We start from the raw sequence: 24227 nt of genomic DNA on the forward strand, positions 1-24227 counted from the left end.
CCGGGCTGGTACCCGGACTATCAGTGTGATCCTAGGTGGCTTGTTTTAGTCGCTGCATTCGGACTTCTGCAAGTTTGCTCGGTGTCGACACCGATGGTGTTCCCCTAACCGAGGGTGACCAAGCATGCAAGAAAGCGTGATGCAGCGCATGTGGAACAGCGCCTACCTTTCAGGTGGAAACGCTGCCTATGTGGAAGAGCTTTATGAGCTCTACCTGCACGACCCTAACGCTGTGCCAGAAGAGTGGCGCACCTACTTTCAGAAGTTGCCAGCCGACGGCAACTCTGCCACTGATGTTTCGCACTCGACGATTCGCGATCATTTCGTGCTGCTGGCAAAGAACCAGCGCCGCGCCCAACCGGTTTCCGCCGGCAGCGTGAGCAGTGAGCACGAGAAGAAGCAAGTTGAAGTGCTGCGATTGATCCAGGCCTACCGTATGCGTGGCCACCAGGCAGCCCAGCTTGACCCGCTGGGGCTGTGGCAGCGTCCTGCACCTGCAGACCTGTCGATCAATCATTACGGCTTGACCAATGCCGATCTTGATACGACCTTCCGTGCCGGCGACCTGTTCATCGGCAAAGAGGAAGCGAGCCTACGCGAAATTCACGAAGCGTTGCAGCAGACATATTGCCGCACCATCGGCGCTGAGTTCACGCACATCACCGATTCCGAGCAGCGCCAGTGGTTCCAGCAGCGTCTGGAAAGCGTGCGTGGCCGTCCGACGTACTCCGCCGACATCAAGAGCCACCTGCTTGAGCGCGTGACTGCCGGTGAAGGCCTGGAAAAATACCTCGGTACCAAATACCCGGGCACCAAGCGTTTCGGTCTGGAAGGCGGCGAAAGCCTGATTCCGATGCTCGACGAACTGATCCAGCGTTCCGGCTCGTACGGCACCAAGGAAGTCGTCATCGGCATGGCCCACCGTGGCCGTCTGAACGTTCTGGTCAATACCTTCGGCAAGAACCCGCGCGAGCTGTTCGACGAGTTCGAAGGCAAGAAGAAGGTCGAGCTCGGTTCCGGTGACGTCAAATACCACCAGGGCTTCTCGTCCAACGTGATGACCACCGGCGGTGAAGTTCACCTGGCCATGGCGTTCAACCCGTCCCACCTGGAAATCGTTTCCCCGGTGGTCGAAGGTTCGGTGCGCGCCCGTCAGGACCGTCGCAACGACCTGACCGGTGAGAAAGTTCTGCCGATCTCCATCCACGGTGACGCGGCATTCGCCGGTCAGGGCGTGGTCATGGAAACCTTCCAGATGTCGCAGACCCGCGGTTTCAAGACCGGCGGTACCGTGCACATCGTGATCAACAACCAGGTTGGTTTCACCATCAGCAACCCGCTGGACTCGCGTTCTACCGAGTACGCCACCGACGTTGCCAAGATGATCCAGGCGCCGATCCTCCATGTGAATGGTGATGATCCGGAAGCCGTGCTGTTCGTGACCCAACTGGCCATCGACTACCGCATGCAGTTCAAGCGTGACGTGGTGATCGATCTGGTCTGCTACCGTCGTCGCGGCCACAACGAGGCCGACGAACCAAGCGGCACCCAGCCCCTGATGTATCAGCAGATCACCAAACAGCGCACCACCCGTGAGCTGTACGCTGATCGCCTGACTCAGGCCGGTGTGCTTGACGCTGAACGCGTTCAGGCCAAGGTCGACGAATACCGCAACGCGCTGGACAACGGTCTGCACGTAGTGAAATCGCTGGTCAAAGAGCCGAACAAAGAGCTGTTCGTCGACTGGCGTCCGTATCTGGGCCACGCCTGGACTGCGCGTCACGACACGCGTTTCGATCTCAAGACCCTGCAAGAGCTGTCCGCCAAGCTGCTGGAAATTCCGGAAGGCTTCGTCGTTCAGCGCCAGGTCGCGAAGATCTACGAAGACCGTCAGAAGATGCAAGCCGGCGGCCTGCCGATCAACTGGGGTTACGCCGAAACCATGGCGTACGCGACCCTGGCGTTCGAAGGTCACCCGATTCGCATGACTGGTCAGGACATCGGCCGCGGTACGTTCTCGCACCGTCACGCTGTGTTGCACAACCAGAAAGACGCGGGCACCTACATTCCGCTGCAGAACCTGTACGACGGTCAGCCACGTTTCGACCTGTACGACTCGTTCCTCTCGGAAGAAGCGGTACTGGCATTCGAATACGGTTACTCGACCACCACGCCAAACGCGCTGGTGATCTGGGAAGCCCAGTTCGGCGACTTCGCCAACGGTGCTCAGGTCGTGATCGACCAGTTCATCACCAGCGGCGAGCACAAGTGGGGCCGTCTCTGCGGTCTGACCATGCTGCTGCCACACGGTTACGAAGGCCAAGGCCCTGAGCACAGCTCGGCTCGTCTTGAGCGTTACCTGCAGCTGTGCGCCGAGCACAACATTCAGGTGTGCATGCCGACCACGCCAGCGCAGATCTACCACTTGCTGCGTCGTCAGGTGATCCGTCCGCTGCGCAAGCCGCTGGTCGTGCTGACGCCGAAGTCGCTGCTGCGCCACAAACTGGCCATCTCGACGCTGGAAGATCTGGCCGAAGGTTCGTTCCAGACCGTGATCCCGGAAATCGATGCACTGGACCCGAAAAAGGTCGAGCGCGTGGTTCTGTGCAGCGGCAAGGTCTACTACGACCTGCTGGAAAAACGCCGTGCCGAAGGCCGCGAAGATATCGCCATCGTGCGTATCGAGCAGCTGTATCCGTTCCCTGAGGACGACTTGAAAGAAGTCCTGGCTCCATACACCAACGTCAAACACGCCGTTTGGTGTCAGGAAGAGCCGATGAACCAGGGTGCCTGGTACTGCAGCCAGCATCACTTGCGTCGCAGCATCGCCAACCTCGACAAGACTCTCGTACTTGAGTACGCGGGCCGTGAGGCTTCGGCTGCGCCAGCTTGTGGTTACGCATCGATGCACGCCGAGCAGCAGGAAAAACTGCTGCAAGATGCTTTCACTGTTTAACGCCTTCGCGCTGACTGAAACCGAATTTTAAGGACCCACAGATAATGGCTATCGAAATCAAAGCCCCGTCATTCCCGGAATCGGTTGCCGATGGCACCGTTGCCACCTGGCACAAGAAACCAGGTGAGGCCGTCAAGCGTGACGACCTGATCGTCGACATCGAAACCGACAAAGTCGTGCTCGAAGTGTTGGCTGAAGCAGACGGCGTGCTGGGCGCAATCGTTGCCGAAGAGGGCGCTACCGTTCTGTCGAACCAGGTCCTGGGCTCGATCGAAGAGGGCGGCGCTGCTGCTGCCGCTCCTGCCGCCGCTGCTGCTCCGGCCGCTACTGCCGCTGCCGCACCAGCTGCTGCCGATGGCGAAGATGACCCGATCGCCGCTCCTGCCGCGCGCAAGCTGGCTGAAGAAAACGGCATCAACATCGCTTCCGTTGCCGGCACCGGCAAGGGCGGTCGTGTGACCAAGGAAGACGTGGTAGCAGCGGTTGCTGCCAAGAAAGCCGCACCGGCTGCCGCGCCTGCCAAGGCTGCTGCTCCTTCGGCTGCTGCGCCTGTGTTCGCTGCCGGCGACCGCATCGAGAAGCGCGTACCGATGACTCGCGTACGTGCCACCGTGGCCAAGCGTCTGGTTGAAGCCCAGTCGAACATGGCGATGCTGACCACGTTCAACGAAGTCGACATGACCGAAGTCATGGCGCTGCGTTCGAAGTACAAGGACCTGTTCGAGAAGTCCCACAACGGCGTACGCCTGGGCTTCATGTCGTTCTTCGTGAAAGCGGCCACCGAAGCGCTGAAACGCTTCCCGGCTGTCAACGCGTCGATCGACGGCGGCGACATCGTTTATCACGGCTATGCGGACATCGGCGTTGCCGTTTCCAGCGACCGTGGCCTGGTGGTACCGGTTCTGCGTAACGCCGAGCTGATGAGCCTGGCTGAAATCGAAGGCGGCATCGCAACATTTGGCAAGAAAGCCCGTGACGGCAAACTGTCGATGGACGAGATGACCGGTGGTACCTTCACCATCACCAACGGTGGTACCTTCGGTTCGATGATGTCGACGCCGATCGTCAACCCGCCGCAGGCAGCGATTCTGGGCATGCACAACATCATCCAGCGTCCGATGGCCATCAACGGTCAGGTCGTGATCCGTCCGATGATGTACCTGGCTCTGTCCTACGATCACCGCCTGATCGATGGCAAAGAAGCTGTGACCTTCCTGGTGACCATCAAGAACCTGCTGGAAGATCCGGCTCGTCTGTTGCTGGATATCTAAAAAGCAGCTGCAAGCTTTCAGCTACAAGCCTCAAGCTCAAGGCGAGCGGGTGGGCTTGCAGCTTGAAGCTTGCGGCTTGTAGCTTTATTGCTAAAGAGGATTTTTTGAATGTCGCAGAAATTTGACGTAGTAGTGATCGGTGCCGGCCCTGGTGGCTATGTAGCGGCCATCAAGGCTGCTCAGTTGGGCCTGACCACTGCCTGCATCGAGAAGTACACCGACGCAGAGGGCAAGCAAGCCCTGGGCGGTACCTGCCTGAACGTAGGTTGCATTCCTTCCAAGGCGCTGCTCGACAGCTCGTGGAAATACAAGGAAGCCAAAGAGAGCTTCAACGTTCACGGTATCTCGACCGGCGAAGTCAAAATGGACGTCGCTGCGATGGTTGGCCGCAAGGCTGGCATCGTCAAGAACCTGACCGGCGGCGTTGCCACCCTGTTCAAGGCCAACGGCGTTACTTCGATCCAGGGCCACGGCAAGCTGCTGGCCGGCAAGAAAGTCGAAGTCACCAAGCCGGACGGTTCGGTTGAAGTCATCGAAGCGGAAAACGTCATTCTCGCGCCAGGTTCGCGTCCGATCGACATTCCACCGGCTCCGGTTGACCAGAAAGTCATCGTCGATTCGACTGGCGCTCTGGAATTCCAGTCCGTACCTAAACGTCTGGGCGTGATCGGCGCTGGCGTGATCGGTCTGGAGCTGGGTTCGGTGTGGTCGCGTCTGGGTGCAGAAGTGACTGTGCTCGAAGCGCTGGACACTTTCCTGATGGCAGCGGACACCGCTGTTTCCAAGGAAGCGCTGAAAACCCTGACCAAACAGGGTCTGGACATCAAGCTGGGCGCTCGCGTTACCGGTTCGAAAGTCAACGGCGAAGAAGTCGTCGTCAACTACACCGATGCCAACGGCGAACAGACCATCACTTTCGACAAGCTGATCGTAGCCGTTGGTCGCCGTCCGGTGACCACTGATCTGCTGTCTGCCGACTGCGGCGTGGAAATCGACGAGCGCGGTTTCATCGCGGTCGATGACCATTGCGTCACAGCTGTACCGGGCGTCTTCGCCATCGGTGACGTGGTTCGCGGCATGATGCTGGCCCACAAGGCTTCGGAAGAAGGCATCATGGTTGTCGAGCGCATCAAGGGCCACAAGGCTCAGATGAACTATGATTTGATCCCTTCGGTTATTTATACTCACCCGGAAATCGCGTGGGTTGGCAAAACCGAGCAGGCGCTGAAGGCCGAAGGCGTTGAAGTCAACGTCGGCACCTTCCCGTTCGCCGCTTCCGGCCGTGCCATGGCTGCCAACGATACCGGTGGTTTCGTCAAGGTCATCGCCGATGCCAAGACCGACCGCGTATTGGGCGTGCACGTGATTGGCCCGAGCGCTGCAGAACTGGTTCAGCAGGGCGCGATCGGTATGGAATTCGGCACCAGCGCTGAAGACCTGGGCATGATGGTTTTCTCCCATCCGACCCTGTCCGAAGCCTTGCACGAAGCTGCTCTGGCAGTGAATGGCGGCGCCATTCACATTGCCAACCGCAAGAAGCGTTAAGACATAATAAGAAACCACGGCGGCAACGGCCCGTCGTGAGCCTTGCGAGCAAGACTCACCGCGGAATGTCCGCCGGACGCAGTCTTGCGTAGCCCAGCTACGCAAGCAGCAGTCACAGGTGGCGCGGCACTCAAACGAGCGCAGCGCCGAATGCGCAGTACCTAACGAAGACGGTAAAAAGCATGAATCTTCACGAGTATCAGGGTAAGCAGCTGTTCGCTGAATACGGCCTGCCAGTTTCCACTGGTTACGCAGTAGACACCCCGGAAGCAGCAGCAGAAGCTTGCGACAAAATCGGCGGCAACGAGTGGGTCGTCAAAGCCCAGGTTCACGCCGGTGGTCGCGGTAAAGCGGGCGGCGTAAAGCTGGTTCGCAGCAAAGAAGACGCCAAAGCCTTCGCACAGCAGTGGCTGGGCAAGCGTCTGGTGACTTACCAGACTGACGCCAATGGCCAGCCAGTCACCAAGATCCTGGTTGAATCGTGCACTGATATCGCTAAAGAGCTGTACCTGGGCGCTGTCGTTGACCGTTCGAGCCGTCGCATCGTGTTCATGGCTTCCACCGAAGGTGGCGTGGACATCGAGAAAATCGCTCACGACACTCCAGAAAAAATTCTCAAGGCCACTATCGATCCACTGGTTGGCGCTCAGCCATCCCAGGGTCGCGAGCTGGCATTCCAGCTGGGTCTGGAAGGCAAGCAGGTCACTCAGTTCGCCAAGATCTTCGTAGGTCTGGCCAAGCTGTTCAAAGACCACGACCTGGCTCTGCTGGAAGTGAACCCGCTGGTGATCAAGGCTGACGGCGATCTGCACTGCCTCGACGCGAAGATCAACATCGACGCCAACGCCATGTACCGTCAGCCTAAGCTGAAGGCTTTCCACGATCCGTCGCAGGACGATCCGCGCGAAGCGCACGCTGCCAAGTTCGAACTGAACTACGTAGCCCTGGAAGGCAACATCGGCTGCATGGTCAACGGTGCCGGTCTGGCCATGGGTACCATGGATATCGTCAACCTGCATGGCGGCAAGCCGGCCAACTTCCTCGACGTAGGTGGTGGCGCTACCAAGGAACGCGTTACTGAAGCGTTCAAGATCATCCTGTCCGACCAGAACGTCGCGGCAGTACTGGTCAACATCTTCGGCGGCATCGTTCGCTGCGACATGATTGCCGAAGGCATCATCGGCGCTGTGAAAGAAGTCGGCGTGAAAATCCCGGTTGTTGTTCGCCTTGAAGGCAACAACGCTGAGCTGGGCGCTAAAGTACTGGCAGAAAGCGGTTTGAACATCATCGCTGCAACCAGCCTGACCGACGCTGCTCAACAAGTTGTCAAAGCTGCGGAGGGCAAATAATGAGCGTCCTGATCAATAAAGACACCAAAGTTATCTGCCAGGGTATTACCGGTTCGCAAGGTAGTTTCCACACCCAGCAAGCCATCGAATACGGCACCAAGATGGTTGGCGGCGTAACTCCGGGCAAAGGCGGCACCGAGCACCTGGGTCTGCCAGTGTTCAACACCGTCAAAGATGCAGTAGCAGCCACTGGCGCTACCGCCAGCGTGATCTACGTTCCGGCTCCGTTCTGCAAGGACTCGATCCTGGAAGCGGCATTCGGCGGCATCAAGCTGATCGTCTGCATCACCGAAGGCATTCCTACCCTGGACATGCTGGACGCCAAGGTTAAGTGCGACGAGCTGGGCGTAGTCCTGATCGGCCCTAACTGCCCAGGCGTGATCACCCCAGGCGAATGCAAGATCGGCATCATGCCAGGTCACATTCACTTGCCAGGCAAGGTCGGTATCGTTTCGCGTTCCGGCACCCTGACCTACGAAGCTGTGAAGCAGACCACTGACGCCGGTTTCGGTCAGTCGACTTGCGTCGGCATCGGCGGTGACCCGATCCCGGGTTCGAACTTCATCGACATCCTGAAGCTGTTCCAGGAAGACCCGAAGACCGAGGCGATCGTGATGATCGGCGAGATCGGCGGTTCGGCTGAAGAAGAAGCGGCTGCCTACATCAAGGCTAACGTGACCAAGCCGGTTGTTTCCTACATCGCTGGTGTGACTGCTCCTCCGGGCAAGCGCATGGGCCATGCTGGCGCAATCATCTCTGGCGGCAAAGGCACTGCAGACGAGAAATTCGCTGCGCTGCAAGACGCAGGCGTTAAAACCGTGCGTTCGCTGGCAGACATCGGCAAGGCCCTGGCCGAGCTGACTGGCTGGGAAGTGAAGAAGTAAGCTTCGGCTGACTTTTTAGCTCCAGCAACAAAGGCCACCTTCGGGTGGCCTTTGTCGTTTCTGGCGTATGAGAATTTTGAGAGCTGTTGTGGCGAGGGGATTTATCCCCGCTGGGCTGCGAAGCGGCCCCCATGCTAGCGACCATGATCAGTCAGTCATTTCCAGCTCGGATTCTTTGGGACTGCTGCGCAGCCCAACGGGGATAAATCCCCTCGCCACAGGTTCGTTGTGATGAATACAGGTTCTCTGTATGAAAAATAGATATGTAAACGCGACACTGAAACGTCGCGTATCGGATAGTTCGCCCTCTAACAGTGCGTTTGTCAGCCAAATTCGTTAGGCTGGCCGCCATTTTTGCGTCCGCCGCCCACAAGGCAGCTACGCGCTTTAAGGGTCAGTCCCATACGGATCGACAGCATTTCCCTAATCCAACAGGGCAATCCCCCTCTAAATTCCGATTTCAGTAGTGTGGTATTACCTTAATGAAAGTTTTGAAAGGTCAGGACATCCTGGCACTTGGTTTTATGACGTTTGCCCTGTTTGTCGGGGCCGGTAACATCATTTTCCCGCCGATCGTCGGCTTGCAGGCCGGGCCTCACGTCTGGATGGCCGCACTGGGCTTTCTGATCACCGCCGTCGGTTTACCGGTGGTCACCGTGGTGGCGCTGGCCAAGGTCGGCGGTGCGATGGATGCGTTGAGCAGCCCTATCGGCAAGATCGCTGGCGGTATCCTCGCGGCGGCATGCTACTTGGCCGTGGGTCCGCTGTTCGCCACCCCGCGTACCGCGACCGTATCCTTCGAGGTAGGTCTGGCGCCGTTGACCGGCGAAAGCCCGCTGGCGTTGTTCCTCTACAGCTCGGTGTACTTCCTGCTGGTGTTCTTCATTTCGCTCTACCCTGGGCGGTTGCTGGATACCGTTGGCCGCTTCCTCGCACCGCTGAAAATCATTGCGCTGGCAGTACTGGGCATCGCCGCGTTCGCCTTGCCGGCGGGTGACATCGGTCACGGCACACCGGAATACGTCGCCGCGCCATTTTCGCAAGGGTTCATCAATGGTTATCTGACCATGGATACCCTTGGGGCACTGGTGTTCGGCATCGTTATCGTCAACGCGATCCGCTCCCGTGGCGTCGAGTCGCCGGCGCTGATCACCCGTTATGCGATCATCGCCGGGCTGATTGCCGGCGTGGGGCTGGCACTGGTCTACGTCAGCCTGTTCCGCCTCGGTTCCGGCAGCCATGAAGTCGCGGTCGGCGCCACCAACGGCGCGGCGGTGTTGCATGCCTACGTGCAACACACCTTCGGTTCGCTGGGTAGCGGTTTCCTTGCGGTGCTGATCTCGCTGGCGTGTCTGGTCACGGCGGTCGGTCTGACCTGTGCCTGTGCTGAATACTTCAGCCGTGTGCTGCCACTGTCCTACAAGACGCTGGTGATTATCCTCGCGGCGTTCTCGCTGCTGGTCTCCAACCTCGGTCTGACCAAGCTCATTGCTTTCTCGATTCCGGTACTCACCGCGATCTACCCGCCGTGCATCGTTCTGGTCGCACTGAGCTTCTGCAAGGATTTCTGGCATGAGCACGGGCGCATTCTTGGCCCGGTGATGCTGGTTTCCTTCGTTTTCGGCACCATCGACGCCCTGAAAGGCGCTGGTCTGGCCGACTGGATGCCAACTCAGCTGACCCATCTGCCGCTGAGCGAGCAAGGGCTGGCATGGCTGGTGCCATGCGTGATGACCCTGGTGGTCGCCGTGGTCTGTGATCGCCTGCTGGGCAAGCGCAGCGAAGTCACTGCCTGACGTGATGTGACCCGCCACAAGCGGGTCAGGCACGGTTAAACAGAAATGCCCCGTATCAATCGATACGGGGCATTTTTTATGGGCGAGAGGCAGTGTCTTTTTCGCTGAACTAACGTCGAAGGGTTGCCGAAATCGTTACGTGGGAGCGAGCCTGCTCGCGAAAGCGTTGTGTCAGCCGCCATGAATGTTGCGTGGTAAGCCGCTTTCGCGAGCAGGCTCGCTCCCACAGGTCATTCATACCGTGATCACATTTCACAAGGAATTGCATGTCGTTCATCCAAGCCAATCTGATCCACTTGCTCGCCGCCGTCTGGTTCGTCGTCTGCTGGGGCGGTTACACCCGTTATGCCACCTGGAAGGCCCGTGATACGGCGTGTCTGGCCAGCGTGTTGCACCTGTACCGCGAAGACTGGATGCGCCGCATGCTGCTGCGTGACAACCGCATCGCCGATGCCAGCGTGATCGGCAATCTGGAACGCAACGCGTCGTTCTTCGCCTCCAGCACGCTGATCATCCTCGCCGGTATCCTCACCGTGCTCGGTGCGTCCGACCGAGCCGTGTCGTTGTTGGCGGATATTCCGATGGTGCAGCAGGCGTCGCAGGGCATGTCGGAGATCAAGTTGCTGTGTCTGGCACTGGTGTTCGTCTATGCGTTCTTTACTTTCAGCTGGTGCATGCGCCAATACAACTTCGCTGCGATTCTGGTCGGTTCAGCGCCGATGATCGGTGAGCGCCAAGTGACTGAACAAGAACGCAAGGCGTTCGCTTCGCGGGCGGCGCGGGTGATTTCGATGGCGGCCAACCAGTTCAACTTCGGCCTGCGTTCTTATTACTTCGGCATGAGTATGCTGGCGTGGTTCGTCAGCCCGTGGCTGTTCATGATCATGAGCGCGGGAGTCGTGGTGGTTTTGTATCGCCGCGAGTTTCATTCCGACGTTCTCGATGTCATGGTCTATACCCCTACAGAGGCGCCCGTCCCTGAGGCGAACAAAGAGGCTGTTTGATGAGTATTCCGTTCTGGTGTGTGTTTATCAGTGCTTTATTGATCTATGTGGCGCGTATGCCGGTGGCCAAGGCCATGAAAGAGCAGGGCGGGTATGACAATCACTTGCCGCGGCAGCAGCAGGCGCAGTTGACTGGCTTCGGTGCGAGGGCGCTGGCGGCCCATCAGAACAGCATCGAAGCCTTCATCCTCTTCGCCATCGGCGTGCTGATGGCGCATACCACGCAAACCGCGGGTTGGCTGATCGATGCGCTGGCGATCATCTTCGTGATCTCGCGGATTTTCTATCTGTGGTTCTATCTGGCCGATCTGGCGAAGTTGCGCAGCCTGATGTGGCTAGTTGGCTTCATCTGTTCGTTGTTGCTGATGATTAGTCCGACTTTTAGAACCGTGTTGCTATAACCGGTAAATCGCAGGCAAAAGAAAACCCGCACTTGGCGGGTTTTCTTTCACACCATAAAGCTTATTGCTTTTTGGCGGCTTCTTCTTGAGCAGCGGCGTTCGATTCAGCCTGAGCTTTGGCAGCTTCGGCGTTTTCTTTTGCTGCGTCGTTCACTTTATCCTGAGCTTTGTTCATGTCTTGCTGAGCTTGCTCAGCATGTTGGTTTGCATCTTGAGCTTTGTCCTCGGATTTTTTATCGCAGGCAGCGAGACCGAGGGAAGCGGTCAACATCAAGGCAATAGCTAAAGTCTTACGCATGGGGTGTATCTCCTTATGGAAAATAACTACTGGCCTTAAGAACTCGGCGCTACGGGTTAAGTTCCTCAATTGTTTCAGATATATAAGTTTGTTTTATCACGGAACTTTTGCCGCTTTTCTCAATACTGGCACAAGGCCCAAACGCGAGTAATTATCACATGGCCGAAAACCCCGTTTTTGAGCGCGCGACGCGCTTTTTATCGGCATTGCGGCACTGTCAGGTCCTCGGTCTGCAGGTGCACAGTGCCTCCAGCGAAGGGCTGACGGTGATCCTGCCGTACAGCGAAAAAATCGTCGGCAATCCCGAAACCGGAGTCATCCATGGCGGCGCCATCACTTCGCTGATGGACACCGCCTGCGGCATGTCGACCCTGTGCGTGCTGCCGGAGTTCGAAGTCTGTCCGACCCTCGATCTGCGCATCGACTACATGCACGCCGCTGAACCGAACAAAGCCGTGTACGGCTTTGCCCAGTGCTACCGCGTCACCACCGACGTGATCTTTGCCCGTGGTTTTGCCTACCAGGACGATCCCGAGCAACCGATTGCCCACGTCGTCGGCACATTCATGCGCATGGGCATCGGCTTGAAGGGCAGCAAAGGTTTCGCGGGCGCGATCAAGGGAGCGAGCCAATGAGCAACGATCTCAGGGAGCAGCTGCAGCAGGCCCACGCGCAGGGCGATTACGCGCCGCTGCTGGCGTTGATTCCTTATGCCGGGCTGATCGGTATCGAATGTTCGCGGGTTGGCGATGAGCTCTTGTTCAAGCTGCCGGCGAACAAGGACAACATTGGTAACCCTTTATTGCCGGCGATCCATGGCGGCGTGATTGCCGGCTTCATGGAGCTGGCCGCAGCCCTGCATCTGCTGATTTTTACCGGCACGCCGGGCGTGCCGAAGATCATCGATTTTTCCCTCGATTACCTGCGCGCCGGGCAGTTTCGCGACACGTGGGCCAGGTGTCAGGTCTGCCGTCAGGGGCGTCGCGTGGCCAACGTTGCGGTCACGGCGTGGCAGAGCACCGAGGGCGAACCGATCGCCACCGCCCGCGCGCACTTCAAAATTGATGAGCCCTTGAAATCCTGAACAGCGCCCCCAACTCAGATGACAACCCGCCGCAGACCATTTCGGGTCGCGGCCACTGCCATCTGATTGGAGTTTGATGACCATGAGTGTGGAAACTCAAAAGGAAACCCTGGGCTTCCAGACCGAGGTAAAGCAGCTGCTGCACCTCATGATCCATTCGCTGTATTCGAATAAGGAAATTTTCCTTCGCGAATTGATCTCGAACGCCTCTGACGCTGTCGACAAGCTGCGCTTCGAAGCCCTGGCCAAGCCTGAGTTGCTCGAAGGTGGCGCTGACCTGAAAATCCGTGTGAGCTTCGATAAGGACGCCAAGACCGTCACCCTCGAAGACAACGGTATCGGTATGAACCGTGACGATGTGATCACCCACCTGGGTACCATCGCCAAATCCGGCACCGCCGATTTCATGAAAAACCTGTCCGGCGATCAGAAGAAAGATTCGCACCTGATCGGCCAGTTCGGTGTCGGCTTCTACTCGGCCTTCATCGTTGCCGACAAGGTTGATGTTTACAGCCGTCGCGCCGGCACCGATGCCAGCGAAGGCGTGCACTGGTCGTCGAAAGGCGAGGGCGAGTTCGAAGTCGCCACCATCGACAAGCCAGAGCGCGGCACCCGCATCGTCCTGCACCTGAAATCCGGCGAAGACGAATTCGCGGATGGCTGGCGTCTGCGCAACATCATCAAGAAGTACTCCGACCACATCGCTTTGCCGATCGAACTGCCGAAGGAAGTCACTCCGGCCGAAGGCGAAGAGGCTCCGGCCGTTGAATGGGAAACCGTCAACCGCGCCAGCGCCCTGTGGACCCGTCCGCGCACTGAAGTCAAAGACGAGGAATACCAGGAGTTCTACAAACACATCGCTCACGACTTCGAGAATCCGCTGTCGTGGAGCCACAACAAGGTTGAAGGCAAGCTCGAGTACAGCTCGCTGCTGTACGTGCCGGCCCGCGCGCCGTTCGACCTGTACCAGCGTGAAGCGCCGAAGGGCCTGAAGCTGTACGTGCAGCGTGTGTTTGTAATGGATCAGGCCGAGTCGTTCCTGCCGCTGTACCTGCGCTTCATCAAAGGCGTGGTCGATTCCAACGACCTGTCGCTGAACGTGTCGCGTGAAATCCTGCAGAAAGACCCGATCATCGATTCGATGAAAACCGCGCTGACCAAGCGTGTGCTCGACATGCTGGAAAAACTGGCGAAGAACGAGCCTGAGCAATACAAGGGCTTCTGGAAAAACTTCGGTCAGGTCATGAAAGAAGGCCCGGCAGAAGATTTCGCCAACAAAGAGAAAATTGCCGGTCTGCTGCGTTTTGCATCGACCCAGGGCGACGACGGCGAGCAGATTGTCGGTCTGGCTGACTACCTGGCCCGCGCCAAGGAAGGTCAGGACAAGATCTACTACCTCACCGGCGAAACCTACGCGCAGGTCAAGAACAGCCCGCACCTGGAAGTCTTCCGCAAGAAAGGCATCGAAGTGCTGCTGCTGACCGATCGCATCGACGAGTGGCTGATGAGCTACCTCAGCGAATTCGACGGCAAGACTTTTGTCGACGTGGCGCGCGGTGACCTCGATCTGGGCAATCTGGACTCGGAAGAGGACAAGAAAGCCGCTGAAGAAGTCGCCAAGTCCAAAGAGGGTCTGGTGGAGCGCCTGAAAACTGCGCTGGGTGATTCCGTGGCTGAAGTTCGCGTATCCCATCGTCTGACCGACTCGCCGGCCATTCTGGCTATCGGCGAACAGGACCTGGGTCTGCAAATGCGCCAGATTCTCGAGGCCAGCGGGCAGAAAGTCCCGGATTCGAAGCCGATTTTCGAATTCAACCCGAGCCACCCGCTGATCGAGAAACTTGATGGCGAGCAGAGCGAAGAGCGTTTTGGCGACCTGTCGCACATCCTCTTCGATCAGGCCGCCCTGGCGGCGGGTGACAGCTTGAAGGATCCGGCCGCTTATGTGCGCCGGCTGAACAAGCTGCTGGTTGAACTGTCGGTTTGATCACGTTGTAGGAAAAACCCGCTTCGGCGGGTTTTTTCATTCTGGTGTTTACACAATCAGGAGTCAGAAATGAGCCAAGTCACTGTACGTTCCGTGGTCTATCAGATTGACGGCCAGCCTTATGAAGGTCGCCTGGCGTTCGACGCCGAGCACAAGGATCCGCGTCCGGGTTTGCTGATGGCGCCAAACTGGATGGGCGTCAGCGCCGGTGCCGAAGACATCGCCAAAGCGGTAGCGGCCAAGGGTTACGTGGTGCTGATCGCGGATGTCTACGGCCAGAGCGTACGTCCGCAGAACGCTGATGAGGCGCTGGCAGCAATGATGCCGCTCAAGGACGACCGCGCGCTGTTGCGCAAACGTCTGCAAGTGGCATTTGAGCAATTGAAGAGCCAGGGCGAAGCGGCAGTGGATACCTCGAAACTGGCGGTGTTCGGTTTCTGCTTCGGTGGTTGCTGTGCGCTGGACCTGGCTCGCACCGGCGCGCCGGTAAAAGCGGCGGTGTCGTTCCACGGCACGCTGGATTCGCCGAACCCGGCGGATGCGCAGAACATCAAGGGCTCGGTGCTGGTGCTGCATGGCGCATCCGATCCGTTGGTGCCGAAGGAGCAACTGCCAGCGTTCGAAGATGAAATGAACGCGGCGAAGGTCGACTGGCAACTGCTCAGCTACGGCGGCGCGGTGCACTCGTTTACCGATCCGCACGCCAATGTGCCGGGTAAGATGATGTACGACGAAAAGACCGCCAAGCGCGCGTTCAAGTCGATGCATGATTTGCTGGATGAAGTGTTCAACGGCTAAAAGCGAAAAGCCCCTCACCCTAGCCCTCTCCCGGAGGGAGAGGGGACTGATTGGGGGTTGCTCGGGAGTGGCGTCGACCTGAACGTGAACAGGCGAATCCATAATCGCCGAGACTTTTCAGGTCGATGTATAACGCAAGACGCCTCGGTCGGCTCCCTATCCCTCTGGGATAGGCGACTGATTGAGGGTTGCTCGGGAGTGACGTCGACCTGAACTTGAATAGGCGAATCCATAATCGCCGGGATTTTTCAGGTCGATGTATAACGCAAGGCGCCTCGGTCGGCTCCCTATCCCTCTGGGAGAGGGGACTGATTGGGGGTTGCTCGGGAGTGGCGTCGACCTGAACGTGAATAGGCGAATCCATAATCGCCGAGACTTTTCAGGTCGATGTATAACGCAAGACGCCTCGGTCGGCTCCCTCTCCCTCTGGGAGAGGGCTGGGGTGAGGGTAAGCGGCCTAGCGCGGTAGTTCGATCCGCTCGACTTCCCCCGGCACCGTCGGCCAATCCCCGGCCGCCCACTTGCGCCGTGCCTCATCAATCGCCGCCGGATCGCTTGCAACAAAATTCCAGTTGATCCGTCTCGGCCCGTCCAGTGCCGCGCCGCCGAACACCACCGCGTGCACATCGCTTTCGGCAAACAGGCTCATCTCTTCGCCGGCTGGCAACACCACCAGCGCATGCGGCTCGATCGCCTCGCCATTCAACTGCGCATCCCCGCTCAACACATACACCGCGCGTTCTTCATGCTCGGCCGGAATCAGCAATGTGGTCGCGGTCTGCATCTTCACTTCCGCATACAACGTAGGAGAAAGCACCGGCACCGGCGATACCAGGCAAAAGCCTGACCCGGCAATCATGCGAATCTGCACGCCGAGGTTATCGCTGACCGGCAACGTCGCTGCCGGATGATGACTGTAATGCCCCGGGCCTTCTTCGTGTGCCTTGGGCGAGGCCAGCCAGACTTGCAGGCCGTGCAGAGTGAAGGTCTCGGCGAGCAGTGGCGCAGGCGTGCGCTCGACGTGGGCGATGGCGCTGCCAGCGGTCATCCAGCTGACATCGCCGGCGCCGACCACCTGATCGGAGCCCAGACTGTCTTTGTGCTGCAATTGCCCTTCGAACAGATAGGTAAGTGTCGACAGGCCAATGTGCGGATGCTGTCGGATATCCATGCCTTTACCCGTCGGATAAATCGTCTCGAGCATGTGGTCGAAAAACACGAAAGGCCCGACGTTGCGGCATTTGGCTGACGGCAGCGGGCGCAGAATCGGCTGGCCTTCGACGTCTTCGGCGCGCGGGCGGATGATCAGGAGTGGCGTGTCCATGGTGCATTCCAGGCTGAGCGGGTGATGCCAGAAGCATAACCCGCCGCTGGCATTGGGAGGATTATTGGCTGTCGAAGCCTTGTGGTGCGTGGGTTTCGATACTGACTTCGCTGGTGGTCATCAATTTGTGAATCGGGCAGCGATCGGCCACACGCAGCAGTTCCTCGCGCTGAGCGTCGGTCAGTACACCTTTGAGGGTGAGGGTGACATGCAGGGCGTATTTGCCTTTCTGCTCTTGGCTGTTGTCGCGCTTCACTTCGACTCCCACGCCGGTCAGCGGGATGTCTTTTTTCTTCGCATACATCTTCACGGTCAGCGCTTTACAGGCGCCAAGGGCGGCGTCGAAGTAGTCGTGTGGCTCTGGCGCGGTGCCTTCACCCCCGGCGGCTTTCGGTACATCGGCAAACAATTCGTGGTCGTCGATCTGGACGGTGTGACGAAAACCTTCGGCAGAGACGGTATTGACGGTAACAGTCATGGAAACCTCACAGGCGGCAGGAAAAATCGTTCGATCAAAACAGACCTTGCAGTTATAGAGCATTCCCGGCAGTGGGCGTTCCGCTTTTCGGCAGGGATGAACCCTTGTCGTTCGGGCGCGGTCTAGGCTATGCCCATCTGCCGGAGATTACTTGTGTCCTTGTCTCGTCTGAGTCTTGCCTGTCTGCTGCTGTTCGCTGGCAGCGCCAGTGCCCGCGAATACACCTACAGCGATGCGCACCTGCATTACGTGGATTTTTTCCAGGAAAGCGCCGGCATGCAGAAATTGCTCACGGCCATGAAGGACAATTCCATCGAGCACGTCATGATTTCCGGCATTCCCGTGGCGAAGAAATGGCACGAAGACGAACCCAAGCGCCCGCGTTATTACGCCGGTGATGACGCCGATGCCTATTGGTACAGCGCCACCGATGTGATCATTGCCGATGCGGTGGAAAAACTTGCGCCGGAGCAGCGCCAGTACTTTCATCCGTTCCTGTCCGGCTTCAATCCCAATGACAAGAATTCCGCCGCGCACATCCAGCGCATGCTCGATCTGTATCCGGGGTTGTGGCAGGGCATCGGCGAGGTGTTCACCCGACACGATGACCTGACCGCGCTGACCTCCGGCGACACGCCTCGAGCGAACAACGAGGCAATGACCAAGATCTATCACCTCGCTGCGGAAAACGATCTGCCGGTGATGCTGCATTCCAACATCACTTCCAAGCGTGAGAAAAATCCGCTGTACCTGAAGGAAGTCGAAGAGCCGCTGCGCAATCATCCGCACACGCGATTCATCTGGGCGCATGCCGGCACCAGCGCCGAGATCCATCGGCATCAGACCCAGTTGCCGTTTCTCCTGCCAACCCTGACGCGCATGCTTGAGGCTTATCCGAATCTGTTTATCGACCTGTCGTGGAGCATGCTCACGCCGTATCTGCTGGACGAGCAGGGCAAGCCGCGCGCCGAATGGCTGGCGCTGGTGGAAAAGTACCCCGAGCGCTTCATGCTCGGCTCTGACGTGGTAGGACGGTTCAATAAGCTCGGTCAGGAAATGCACAGCTACAAGCCGTTTCTCGATGCTTTGCCGGAAGGGGTAGCCCGCAAAGTCGCGCGGGATAACTTCCTGGCGATATTGCCGCGCAACACAGAAAAACCCGCTGCTCCGCGCTGAAACGTCAAAGCCATGAGTTCGGACTAGCCGCTCGTCTGCCTATCGCTTTTTCGTCTTACGCAATTTCACGGCAATGCCGATACCTTCTAAAGCAACCCGCTGCAGGCTGATGCAGCGCTTTTGGAAGGAGCCAGAGTGATGAATATCCGTAGTCTCAATATTGCCCCGCGCGCCGGTCTCGGTTTCGGCCTGCTGGCCCTGATGGTGTTTGCCCTCGGCGCGTTCGCCTTGCTGCAAATGTCGAACATGCGAGCGCAGTCCGATGAAGTCGACAACAACTGGCTGCCAAGCGTGATGGCGGTGGGGGAGATGAGTCAGGACATGCTGCGCCTGCGTGCCTTGACCATGCGCCTGTTGCTCAACCGTGACCCCAAGGCACTGGAGCAGAATGTCGCCAAGCTCGACGAGCTGCGCAGTGGCTTGAGCGAAGCGCAGCAGCGTTATGACGGTCTGATCGTGCTGCCTGAAGAGCGCGTGTTGTTCGAACGCTTCAAGGGCGCCGAGCACAAATACCTTGAGCTTCAGGCACAAGTCCTACAGCTGTCAGCGCAGAATAGGGTCGCTGAGGCTTCGACGATTCTCAATGATCAGATGAGCCCGCTGGCCGATGAAATCGCCGCTACTCTGCGTGAGCTGGTCGAGTTGAATAAACAGAATGCCGGTCTGGCCACTGAGGCCGCGCGGCTGGTGTTCAAACAATCGCGGCTATGGGTCGCAGTAATGATCGCCATGGCTGCGCTGATTACTGTCGGCCTGGCGTTGCTGCTGACGCGCAGCATTGTCGTGCCATTGTCGCAATCGCTCAGCGTGGCCGAGGTGGTGGCCGGTGGGGATTTGACCGGTGACATTCACATCACTGGCAAAGACGAGCCGGCGCGCCTGCTGCAAGCGCTGAAAAGCATGCAGCACAATCTGCGCGACACGATCCGGCGCATTTCCGAGTCGTCGACCCAGTTGGCCTCGGCCGCCGAAGAACTCAGCAGCGTCACCGAAGATGCCACTCGCGGCCTGCATCAGCAGAGCCAGGAAATCGAACAGGCCGCCACTGCGGTCAACCAGATGACAGCAGCGGTGGAAGAGGTGGCGAACAACGCCGTGGCCACGTCCGAAGCTTCCCGCGAGTCCGACCGCATCGCCCGGCAAGGGCGCGAGCAAGTGCAGCAGACGGTGACGTCGATCGAGTTTCTCGCTGGCGATGTCACCAATAATGCCGCGCAGGTCGAGGCGCTGGCGCAAAAGGTTCATGGCATCAGCAAAGTGCTGGACGTGATTCGCTCGATCGCCGAACAGACCAATCTGCTCGCCCTCAACGCTGCGATCGAAGCCGCGCGCGCCGGCGATGCCGGGCGTGGCTTTGCAGTAGTGGCAGATGAAGTGCGGGCGCTGGCTCATCGCACCCAGCAGTCGACCCAGGAAATCGAGCAAATGATCGGCGGGATCCAGCAGGGCACCGATTCAGCGGTCAGCTCGATGCAGCAAAGCAATTCTCGGGCGCGCTCGACTCTGGAATTGGCCAAGAGCGCAGGCTCGGCCCTGGAGGAAATTGCCTCGGCGTTTACCTTGATCAACGAGCGCAATCTGGTCATCGCCAGTGCCTCGGAAGAGCAGGCAGCGGTGGCGCGGGAGGTGGATCGCAATCTGATGAATATTCGTGATCTGGCAATGCAGACATCGGCTGGGGCCAATCAGACCAGTGCGGCGAGTCAGGAGTTGTCGAAGTTGGCGGTGGATCTGAACGGGATGGTGGCGCGGTTTTCGGTGTGAGTTTGACCTTCAAAAGCCCCTCACCCTAACCCTCTCCCGGAGGGAGAGGGGACTAATCGTGCGATGCTTTGGAATCCATATTCGACTCGGTTTCTCAGGTCGATGGTTAGCGGCAGACACCTCGGTCGGCTCCCTCTCCCTCGGGAGAGGGCTGGGGTGAGGGGTAGGGCCGCCGCGCAGTATCATCGAACAGATAAACAAAAGCCCCGCATTCGCGGGGCTCTCTGTTCTTGCGACGGATCAGCTGCCTTTGACAGTCTTACCGTTGACCGTACCGTCCTGGAGCATGATGTTGTACTCCTTGCCGTCAGTCTCGACCTGTTGCAGGCGCACCAGCAGGTAATCCCAATCCTTGGCGAACCACAGCACGGTGATGCGTTTGCTTTGTGTCGGATCGCGCACGCGCTCGACCTTGATCGCATCGATCTGGCCGGCCTTGGTGTCGACCTTTTCCGAACCCAGCACGCGGAAGTCGTAGGTATCGACTTCGCCATCATCAACCACCTGATAGCTCATGCTTTTCTTGCCGGCGGCAACGTCGTGCTGCAGCGCCAGTTGATAGGTCGACTTGTCGACCATGCCGCGGTTCAGCGGGATCTTCACCGCGTCGCCACGGTCGGTGCCGGTCACCAGTTTATTGGCCCAGTCGAAGTCCAGATCAGCTTTTTTCGCTTTGCCCAGACCACCACGTTCAAAGTGGTAGGACTGCGGCAGCAGCGTGTCCTTGTCCAGCTTCAGGGTGCTTTCTTCAGTCAGGCTGGCGATCATCATCGAGGCCTTGAAGCTGAGCTTCCAGACGCCGTCGGCTTCCTTGGTCAGGCTGCGTTCGGCGGTGCCGCTCATGGGCAGCTGCTTCCAGTCGGCGGTGTAGCTGGCGGAGAACGGTTGAAGGTCCGCTGCCTGCGCGAAGGGCAGGGCGAGCAGAGCGCAAGCGAAGAGCAGGGCGCGACGCATAATATCTCCTAGTGTCGAATCAAGTGGCCGCTGGCGGCGAGTGGCTGACCGTCGAGTAAAGCACCCTGGTCACCGAGTGTCAGCCTGCCTTCGGCAAACCAGCGTACTGCCATCGGATAGATCAGGTGTTCCTGGGCGTGGACTCGTTGCGCCAGACTCTGCGGCGTGTCGTGCAACTCTACCGGTAATACTGCTTGTACGACCAGTGGTCCGCCATCGAGTTCCTCGGTGACGAAGTGCACGGAGCAGCCATGTTCCGTATCGCCGGCCTCCAGCGCGCGCTGATGAGTGTGTAACCCTTTGTATTTGGGCAGCAGCGACGGATGGATGTTGAGCAGGCGACCCTGGTAGTGACGCACGAAATCAGCGCTGAGAATGCGCATGAAGCCGGCCAGCACCACGAGTTCGGGGTTGAATTGGTCGATCAGTTCGATCAGCGCGGCATCGAAGGCCTCGCGGCCCTCGAATGCCTTGTGATCCAGCGAGCGGGTGGCGATACCCGCGTCGCGGGCGCGTTGCAGGCCGTAGGCGTCGGCGCGGTTGGAAATCACCGCAGCGATGCGGACCGGGCTGTCGCCGGTCCGCGTGCTGTCGATCAGAGCCTGCAAGTTACTGCCGGTGCCGGACAACAGCACCACGACATCACAGGGCTTTGGCATCAGTGAGCCTTGAGGTTCTTCAGCTCGACCTGCGCAGCGCCTTCGGCGGCCACGGCGATCTGACCGATGACCCAAGGCTGCTCGCCGGCGTCACGCAGGGTGTTCAGGGCCACTTCGACGTGCTCCTGAGCCACGCAGATGACCATGCCGACGCCGCAGTTCAATACGCGGTGCATCTCGGTTTCATCAACGTTGCCTTTCTCCTGCAGCCAGTCGAATACGGCCGGGCGAGTCCAGCTGGCCACGTCAACCACTGCTTGCGCGCCTTTTGGCAGTACGCGCGGAATGTTGTCGAGCAGGCCGCCACCGGTGATGTGGGCCATGGCCTTCACAGCGCCAGTGTCCTTGATCAGCTTGAGCAGTGGCTTGACGTAGATGCGGGTCGGGGCCATCAGCAGGTCGGTCAGCGGTTTGCCGTCGAGCTGGGTGTTCTCGATGTCGGCACCGGAGACTTCGATGATCTTGCGGATCAGCGAGTAGCCGTTGGAGTGCGGGCCGGACGATGGCAGGGCGATCAGGGCGTCACCGGTGGCGACTTTCGAGCCGTCGATGATTTCCGCTTTTTCCACGACGCCGACGCAGAAGCCGGCCAGGTCGTAGTCTTCGCCTTCGTACATGCCTGGCATTTCAGCGGTTTCGCCGCCGACCAGCGAGCAACCCGACAGTTCGCAACCAGCGCCGATGCCGGTGACAACCTGGGCAGCGGTGTCGACGTTCAGTTTGCCGGTGGCGTAGTAGTCGAGGAAGAACAGCGGCTCGGCGCCGCACACCACCAGATCGTTGACGCACATGGCGACCAGGTCGATGCCGATGCTGTCGTGCTTGTTCAGGTTCAGCGCCAGACGCAGCTTGGTGCCGACGCCGTCGGTGCCGGAGACCAGCACCGGCTGCTTGTAGCCGGCCGGGATTTCGCAGAGGGCGCCGAAACCGCCCAGGCCGCCCATGACTTCCGGGCGCGCAGTGCGCTTGGCGACGCTCTTGATGCGTTCGACCAATGCTTCACCGGCGTCGATGTCTACACCGGCGTCCTTGTAGCTCAGGGAGGGTTGCTTGCTCATGATCCAGGCCTTTAGGGGAGGGGATTCAGGGGGTAACGACCGAGTTCAGCGGGAACATCGAACTCGATGGGCGATCGCCTCACGCGAGTTTCGAGGGGCCCGGCTGTTGCCGGTCTGCGAAGGCGCGCGATTTTATCAGGCTTGAGGGGCAGCGGCCATCCTCGCACCGACGGGCAGGGCCATATCGGCGGAAATTTTTTGCAATCGCAGGGTATGACTGCCTGTATAAGGTGTGGCGATTAACCGTCTATCGTTAGGACTGTGCAAAAACTTACCGCCACCGTGTGAATGTTTTGCAAGAGGTGGGGGTCACAGCCTTGCTCAAACGGTTCACGCGGCGTGTTCCAGCCGCTCCTGTCGACGGGAATTTTCCATGCGTTTTTGTAAATTGTTATTTGTAGGCTGCCTGACGCTGGTCAGCCTGGCGAGCCATGCCGAAAACCTCAAAGGTCTGTATCAGGTGCGTCAGCCGGTCAACGGCCAGGCGCCGGAAGAGCGCGATCGCGCCACGCAGGCAGCGCTCGATACCCTGGTGCTGCGCCTGACCGGCGACCCGAAAGCCGCGCAGAACCCGGGGCTGGCGCCGATCCGCAAGGACCCGCAGCGGATCATCAGCCAGTTCGGTTTCGATGCCGGGCCACCGGAAGTGCTGAAAGTCGATTTCGATCCGGCAACCACCGAGCAGGCCTTGCGCCGGGCCGGGTTGCCGGTGTGGGGCACCAGTCGGCCGTCGATCCTCGGCTGGTGGCTGAACGATTCAACTGAAGGTGCGAGCCTGGTCGGTGACGGTCAGGCCGCAGCCTCAGCGTTGCGCACGGCCGCACAACATCGCGGTTTGCCACTGCGCTTGCCGCTGGCTGATCTCAGCGAGCAACTGGTCGCCACCGCACCTGCGCTGGAAAGCGCTGACCCCGCGCCCTTGCGCAGTGCTTCGGAGCGCTACAACGCCGACGCCTTGCTGGCGGTGCATGCCCGCGAAGAGGGCGGACAGTGGCAGGCAAAATGGCGCTTGTGGCTCGGTGATCAGAAAGAGGCCGGCAGCGTGCAGGGCGCCGATCAGGCAGCTGTCGCCGATGCGGTGATGCTGGCGGTGGCCGAGCGTCTGGCGCCGCGATTTGTCGCCAAGCCCGGCGCGTCGGGTCAGCAGACGCTGGAAGTGCAGGGCATGAATCTGGAACATTACGCGGCGCTGCTGCGGTTACTCGAACCGTTCGGCGTGCGTCTGCAAAGCGTGCAGGGCGATCGGATCGTCTATCGGGTCAATGGCAGCGCCGATCAGTTGCGCGCGCAATTGTCGCTGGCGAAGTTGCAGGAGCTGCCGGCCGAAGCGCCGGCCCCGGTGGCGCCTGCCCAGCCAGCGGCGGATGGTACGCCTGCGGTTGCAGCGCCACCCCCGGTAGCGGCGGCGCCGTCGTTGCGGTTTCGCTGGTAAGTCTTTCCT

Annotated in this window: 21 protein-coding genes; 15 read left to right on the top strand and 6 right to left on the bottom strand. The window is 59.3% G+C overall.

The features are described 5' to 3' along the window. Nucleotides 1–124: 124 nt before the first annotated feature. The 8 genes from ACZ9BE_RS05480 to ACZ9BE_RS05515 all read left to right on the top strand — a co-directional run bounded on the left by ACZ9BE_RS05480 (nucleotide 125) and on the right by ACZ9BE_RS05515 (nucleotide 11206). Nucleotides 125–2956, top strand: a complete 2832-nt coding sequence (locus ACZ9BE_RS05480; RefSeq protein WP_041479560.1) for a 2-oxoglutarate dehydrogenase E1 component — start codon at nucleotides 125–127, stop codon at nucleotides 2954–2956. A 44-nt stretch (nucleotides 2957–3000) separates the two neighbouring features. Beyond that, the gene (gene odhB, locus ACZ9BE_RS05485; RefSeq protein WP_024012151.1) at nucleotides 3001–4227 is read left to right on the top strand and encodes a 2-oxoglutarate dehydrogenase complex dihydrolipoyllysine-residue succinyltransferase; all 1227 of its coding nucleotides are present in this window, start codon (nucleotides 3001–3003) and stop codon (nucleotides 4225–4227) included. A 108-nt stretch (nucleotides 4228–4335) separates the two neighbouring features. Then, nucleotides 4336–5772 carry a dihydrolipoyl dehydrogenase gene (gene lpdA, locus ACZ9BE_RS05490; protein ID WP_016773678.1) on the top strand — a complete coding sequence of 479 codons (1437 nt, stop codon included), beginning with the start codon at nucleotides 4336–4338 and terminating at the stop codon, nucleotides 5770–5772. 182 nt (nucleotides 5773–5954) lie between these two features. Continuing rightward, complete coding sequence (sucC, locus tag ACZ9BE_RS05495) at nucleotides 5955–7121, top strand: ADP-forming succinate--CoA ligase subunit beta (protein WP_016773679.1); 1167 nt, start codon at nucleotides 5955–5957, stop codon at nucleotides 7119–7121. Further along, complete coding sequence (sucD, locus tag ACZ9BE_RS05500) at nucleotides 7121–8005, top strand: succinate--CoA ligase subunit alpha (RefSeq protein WP_016773680.1); 885 nt, start codon at nucleotides 7121–7123, stop codon at nucleotides 8003–8005. The genes sucC and sucD overlap by 1 nt, the downstream gene beginning before the upstream one ends. Nucleotides 8006–8487: 482 nt before the next feature. Then, on the top strand, nucleotides 8488–9801 hold the full coding sequence (gene brnQ / locus ACZ9BE_RS05505) for a branched-chain amino acid transport system II carrier protein (protein WP_016773681.1): 1314 nt from the start codon (nucleotides 8488–8490) through the stop codon (nucleotides 9799–9801). 266 nt (nucleotides 9802–10067) lie between these two features. Then, nucleotides 10068–10805 (top strand): DUF599 domain-containing protein, encoded by a 738-nt coding sequence (locus tag ACZ9BE_RS05510; protein ID WP_016773682.1) that lies wholly within the window; start codon nucleotides 10068–10070, stop codon nucleotides 10803–10805. Next, nucleotides 10805–11206, top strand: coding sequence for an MAPEG family protein (locus ACZ9BE_RS05515; RefSeq protein WP_310215060.1), 402 nt, complete (start codon nucleotides 10805–10807; stop codon nucleotides 11204–11206). Before ACZ9BE_RS05510 ends, ACZ9BE_RS05515 begins: the two co-directional genes overlap by 1 nt. Before the next feature lie 61 nt (nucleotides 11207–11267). Here the strand turns inward: ACZ9BE_RS05515 and ACZ9BE_RS05520 are convergent, their stop codons facing one another. Further along, nucleotides 11268–11504, bottom strand: a complete 237-nt coding sequence (locus tag ACZ9BE_RS05520; protein WP_007959016.1) for a hypothetical protein — start codon at nucleotides 11502–11504, stop codon at nucleotides 11268–11270. Nucleotides 11505–11662: 158 nt separating this feature from the next. On the opposite strand from ACZ9BE_RS05520, the gene ACZ9BE_RS05525 reads away from it, so the two are divergent. The 4 genes from ACZ9BE_RS05525 (at nucleotide 11663) to ACZ9BE_RS05540 (ending at nucleotide 15373) form a co-directional block, all read left to right on the top strand. Next, nucleotides 11663–12139 (top strand): PaaI family thioesterase, encoded by a 477-nt coding sequence (locus ACZ9BE_RS05525; protein ID WP_024012154.1) that lies wholly within the window; start codon nucleotides 11663–11665, stop codon nucleotides 12137–12139. Then, nucleotides 12136–12588, top strand: a complete 453-nt coding sequence (locus tag ACZ9BE_RS05530; protein ID WP_042607592.1) for a PaaI family thioesterase — start codon at nucleotides 12136–12138, stop codon at nucleotides 12586–12588. Before ACZ9BE_RS05525 ends, ACZ9BE_RS05530 begins: the two co-directional genes overlap by 4 nt. 82 nt (nucleotides 12589–12670) lie before the next feature. After that, nucleotides 12671–14575, top strand: coding sequence for a molecular chaperone HtpG (gene htpG / locus ACZ9BE_RS05535; RefSeq protein ID WP_056786759.1), 1905 nt, complete (start codon nucleotides 12671–12673; stop codon nucleotides 14573–14575). A 69-nt stretch (nucleotides 14576–14644) separates the two neighbouring features. Continuing rightward, nucleotides 14645–15373, top strand: coding sequence for a dienelactone hydrolase family protein (locus tag ACZ9BE_RS05540; protein WP_476248999.1), 729 nt, complete (start codon nucleotides 14645–14647; stop codon nucleotides 15371–15373). Nucleotides 15374–15830: 457 nt separating this feature from the next. Here ACZ9BE_RS05540 and ACZ9BE_RS05545 read toward each other — a convergent pair whose 3' ends face one another. After that, the gene (locus ACZ9BE_RS05545; RefSeq protein ID WP_476249000.1) at nucleotides 15831–16697 is read right to left on the bottom strand and encodes a pirin family protein; all 867 of its coding nucleotides are present in this window, start codon (nucleotides 16695–16697) and stop codon (nucleotides 15831–15833) included. 61 nt (nucleotides 16698–16758) lie between these two features. Next, nucleotides 16759–17175 (bottom strand): OsmC family protein, encoded by a 417-nt coding sequence (locus ACZ9BE_RS05550; RefSeq protein ID WP_305382469.1) that lies wholly within the window; start codon nucleotides 17173–17175, stop codon nucleotides 16759–16761. Between the two features lie 129 nt (nucleotides 17176–17304). On the opposite strand from ACZ9BE_RS05550, the gene ACZ9BE_RS05555 reads away from it, so the two are divergent. Together ACZ9BE_RS05555 and ACZ9BE_RS05560 are read left to right on the top strand one after the other, a co-directional pair. Then, a complete protein-coding gene (locus ACZ9BE_RS05555) occupies nucleotides 17305–18351 on the top strand; it encodes an amidohydrolase family protein (RefSeq protein ID WP_150741312.1) in 1047 nt (348 codons plus the stop codon). Between the two features lie 138 nt (nucleotides 18352–18489). Next, nucleotides 18490–20115: a methyl-accepting chemotaxis protein gene (locus ACZ9BE_RS05560; protein ID WP_476249001.1), complete on the top strand. Its 1626-nt coding sequence runs from the start codon at nucleotides 18490–18492 to the stop codon at nucleotides 20113–20115. 240 nt (nucleotides 20116–20355) lie between these two features. Here ACZ9BE_RS05560 and ACZ9BE_RS05565 read toward each other — a convergent pair whose 3' ends face one another. From ACZ9BE_RS05565 to purM, 3 genes are read right to left on the bottom strand one after another with little or no spacing between them, the layout of a single operon-like run. Then, the gene (locus ACZ9BE_RS05565) at nucleotides 20356–21069 is read right to left on the bottom strand and encodes a DUF3108 domain-containing protein (protein WP_056783915.1); all 714 of its coding nucleotides are present in this window, start codon (nucleotides 21067–21069) and stop codon (nucleotides 20356–20358) included. Between the two features lie 8 nt (nucleotides 21070–21077). Then, nucleotides 21078–21728 carry a phosphoribosylglycinamide formyltransferase gene (gene purN, locus ACZ9BE_RS05570; protein WP_150741314.1) on the bottom strand — a complete coding sequence of 217 codons (651 nt, stop codon included), beginning with the start codon at nucleotides 21726–21728 and terminating at the stop codon, nucleotides 21078–21080. Then, nucleotides 21728–22786, bottom strand: coding sequence for a phosphoribosylformylglycinamidine cyclo-ligase (gene purM / locus ACZ9BE_RS05575; RefSeq protein WP_016773695.1), 1059 nt, complete (start codon nucleotides 22784–22786; stop codon nucleotides 21728–21730). The genes purN and purM overlap by 1 nt, the downstream gene beginning before the upstream one ends. Nucleotides 22787–23159: 373 nt before the next feature. On the opposite strand from purM, the gene ACZ9BE_RS05580 reads away from it, so the two are divergent. Continuing rightward, nucleotides 23160–24218 (top strand): DUF2066 domain-containing protein, encoded by a 1059-nt coding sequence (locus tag ACZ9BE_RS05580; protein ID WP_476249002.1) that lies wholly within the window; start codon nucleotides 23160–23162, stop codon nucleotides 24216–24218. The last annotated feature ends 9 nt before the right edge of the window (nucleotides 24219–24227 follow it).

Source organism: Pseudomonas sp. TE9122, assembly GCF_056278925.1.

What these genes read in the sequence shown, in the direction of transcription:
- ACZ9BE_RS05480 (WP_041479560.1), top strand. Translation starts at nt 125, where the DNA reads ATGCAAGAAAGCGTGATGCAGCGCATGTGGAACAGCGCCTACCTTTCA.
- odhB (WP_024012151.1), top strand. Translation starts at nt 3,001, where the DNA reads ATGGCTATCGAAATCAAAGCCCCGTCATTCCCGGAATCGGTTGCCGAT.
- lpdA (WP_016773678.1), top strand. Translation starts at nt 4,336, where the DNA reads ATGTCGCAGAAATTTGACGTAGTAGTGATCGGTGCCGGCCCTGGTGGC.
- sucC (WP_016773679.1), top strand. Translation starts at nt 5,955, where the DNA reads ATGAATCTTCACGAGTATCAGGGTAAGCAGCTGTTCGCTGAATACGGC.
- sucD (WP_016773680.1), top strand. Translation starts at nt 7,121, where the DNA reads ATGAGCGTCCTGATCAATAAAGACACCAAAGTTATCTGCCAGGGTATT.
- brnQ (WP_016773681.1), top strand. Translation starts at nt 8,488, where the DNA reads ATGAAAGTTTTGAAAGGTCAGGACATCCTGGCACTTGGTTTTATGACG.
- ACZ9BE_RS05510 (WP_016773682.1), top strand. Translation starts at nt 10,068, where the DNA reads ATGTCGTTCATCCAAGCCAATCTGATCCACTTGCTCGCCGCCGTCTGG.
- ACZ9BE_RS05515 (WP_310215060.1), top strand. Translation starts at nt 10,805, where the DNA reads ATGAGTATTCCGTTCTGGTGTGTGTTTATCAGTGCTTTATTGATCTAT.
- ACZ9BE_RS05520 (WP_007959016.1), bottom strand. Translation starts at nt 11,504, where the DNA reads ATGCGTAAGACTTTAGCTATTGCCTTGATGTTGACCGCTTCCCTCGGT.
- ACZ9BE_RS05525 (WP_024012154.1), top strand. Translation starts at nt 11,663, where the DNA reads ATGGCCGAAAACCCCGTTTTTGAGCGCGCGACGCGCTTTTTATCGGCA.
- ACZ9BE_RS05530 (WP_042607592.1), top strand. Translation starts at nt 12,136, where the DNA reads ATGAGCAACGATCTCAGGGAGCAGCTGCAGCAGGCCCACGCGCAGGGC.
- htpG (WP_056786759.1), top strand. Translation starts at nt 12,671, where the DNA reads ATGAGTGTGGAAACTCAAAAGGAAACCCTGGGCTTCCAGACCGAGGTA.
- ACZ9BE_RS05540 (WP_476248999.1), top strand. Translation starts at nt 14,645, where the DNA reads ATGAGCCAAGTCACTGTACGTTCCGTGGTCTATCAGATTGACGGCCAG.
- ACZ9BE_RS05545 (WP_476249000.1), bottom strand. Translation starts at nt 16,697, where the DNA reads ATGGACACGCCACTCCTGATCATCCGCCCGCGCGCCGAAGACGTCGAA.
- ACZ9BE_RS05550 (WP_305382469.1), bottom strand. Translation starts at nt 17,175, where the DNA reads ATGACTGTTACCGTCAATACCGTCTCTGCCGAAGGTTTTCGTCACACC.
- ACZ9BE_RS05555 (WP_150741312.1), top strand. Translation starts at nt 17,305, where the DNA reads ATGCCCATCTGCCGGAGATTACTTGTGTCCTTGTCTCGTCTGAGTCTT.
- ACZ9BE_RS05560 (WP_476249001.1), top strand. Translation starts at nt 18,490, where the DNA reads ATGAATATCCGTAGTCTCAATATTGCCCCGCGCGCCGGTCTCGGTTTC.
- ACZ9BE_RS05565 (WP_056783915.1), bottom strand. Translation starts at nt 21,069, where the DNA reads ATGCGTCGCGCCCTGCTCTTCGCTTGCGCTCTGCTCGCCCTGCCCTTC.
- purN (WP_150741314.1), bottom strand. Translation starts at nt 21,728, where the DNA reads ATGCCAAAGCCCTGTGATGTCGTGGTGCTGTTGTCCGGCACCGGCAGT.
- purM (WP_016773695.1), bottom strand. Translation starts at nt 22,786, where the DNA reads ATGAGCAAGCAACCCTCCCTGAGCTACAAGGACGCCGGTGTAGACATC.
- ACZ9BE_RS05580 (WP_476249002.1), top strand. Translation starts at nt 23,160, where the DNA reads ATGCGTTTTTGTAAATTGTTATTTGTAGGCTGCCTGACGCTGGTCAGC.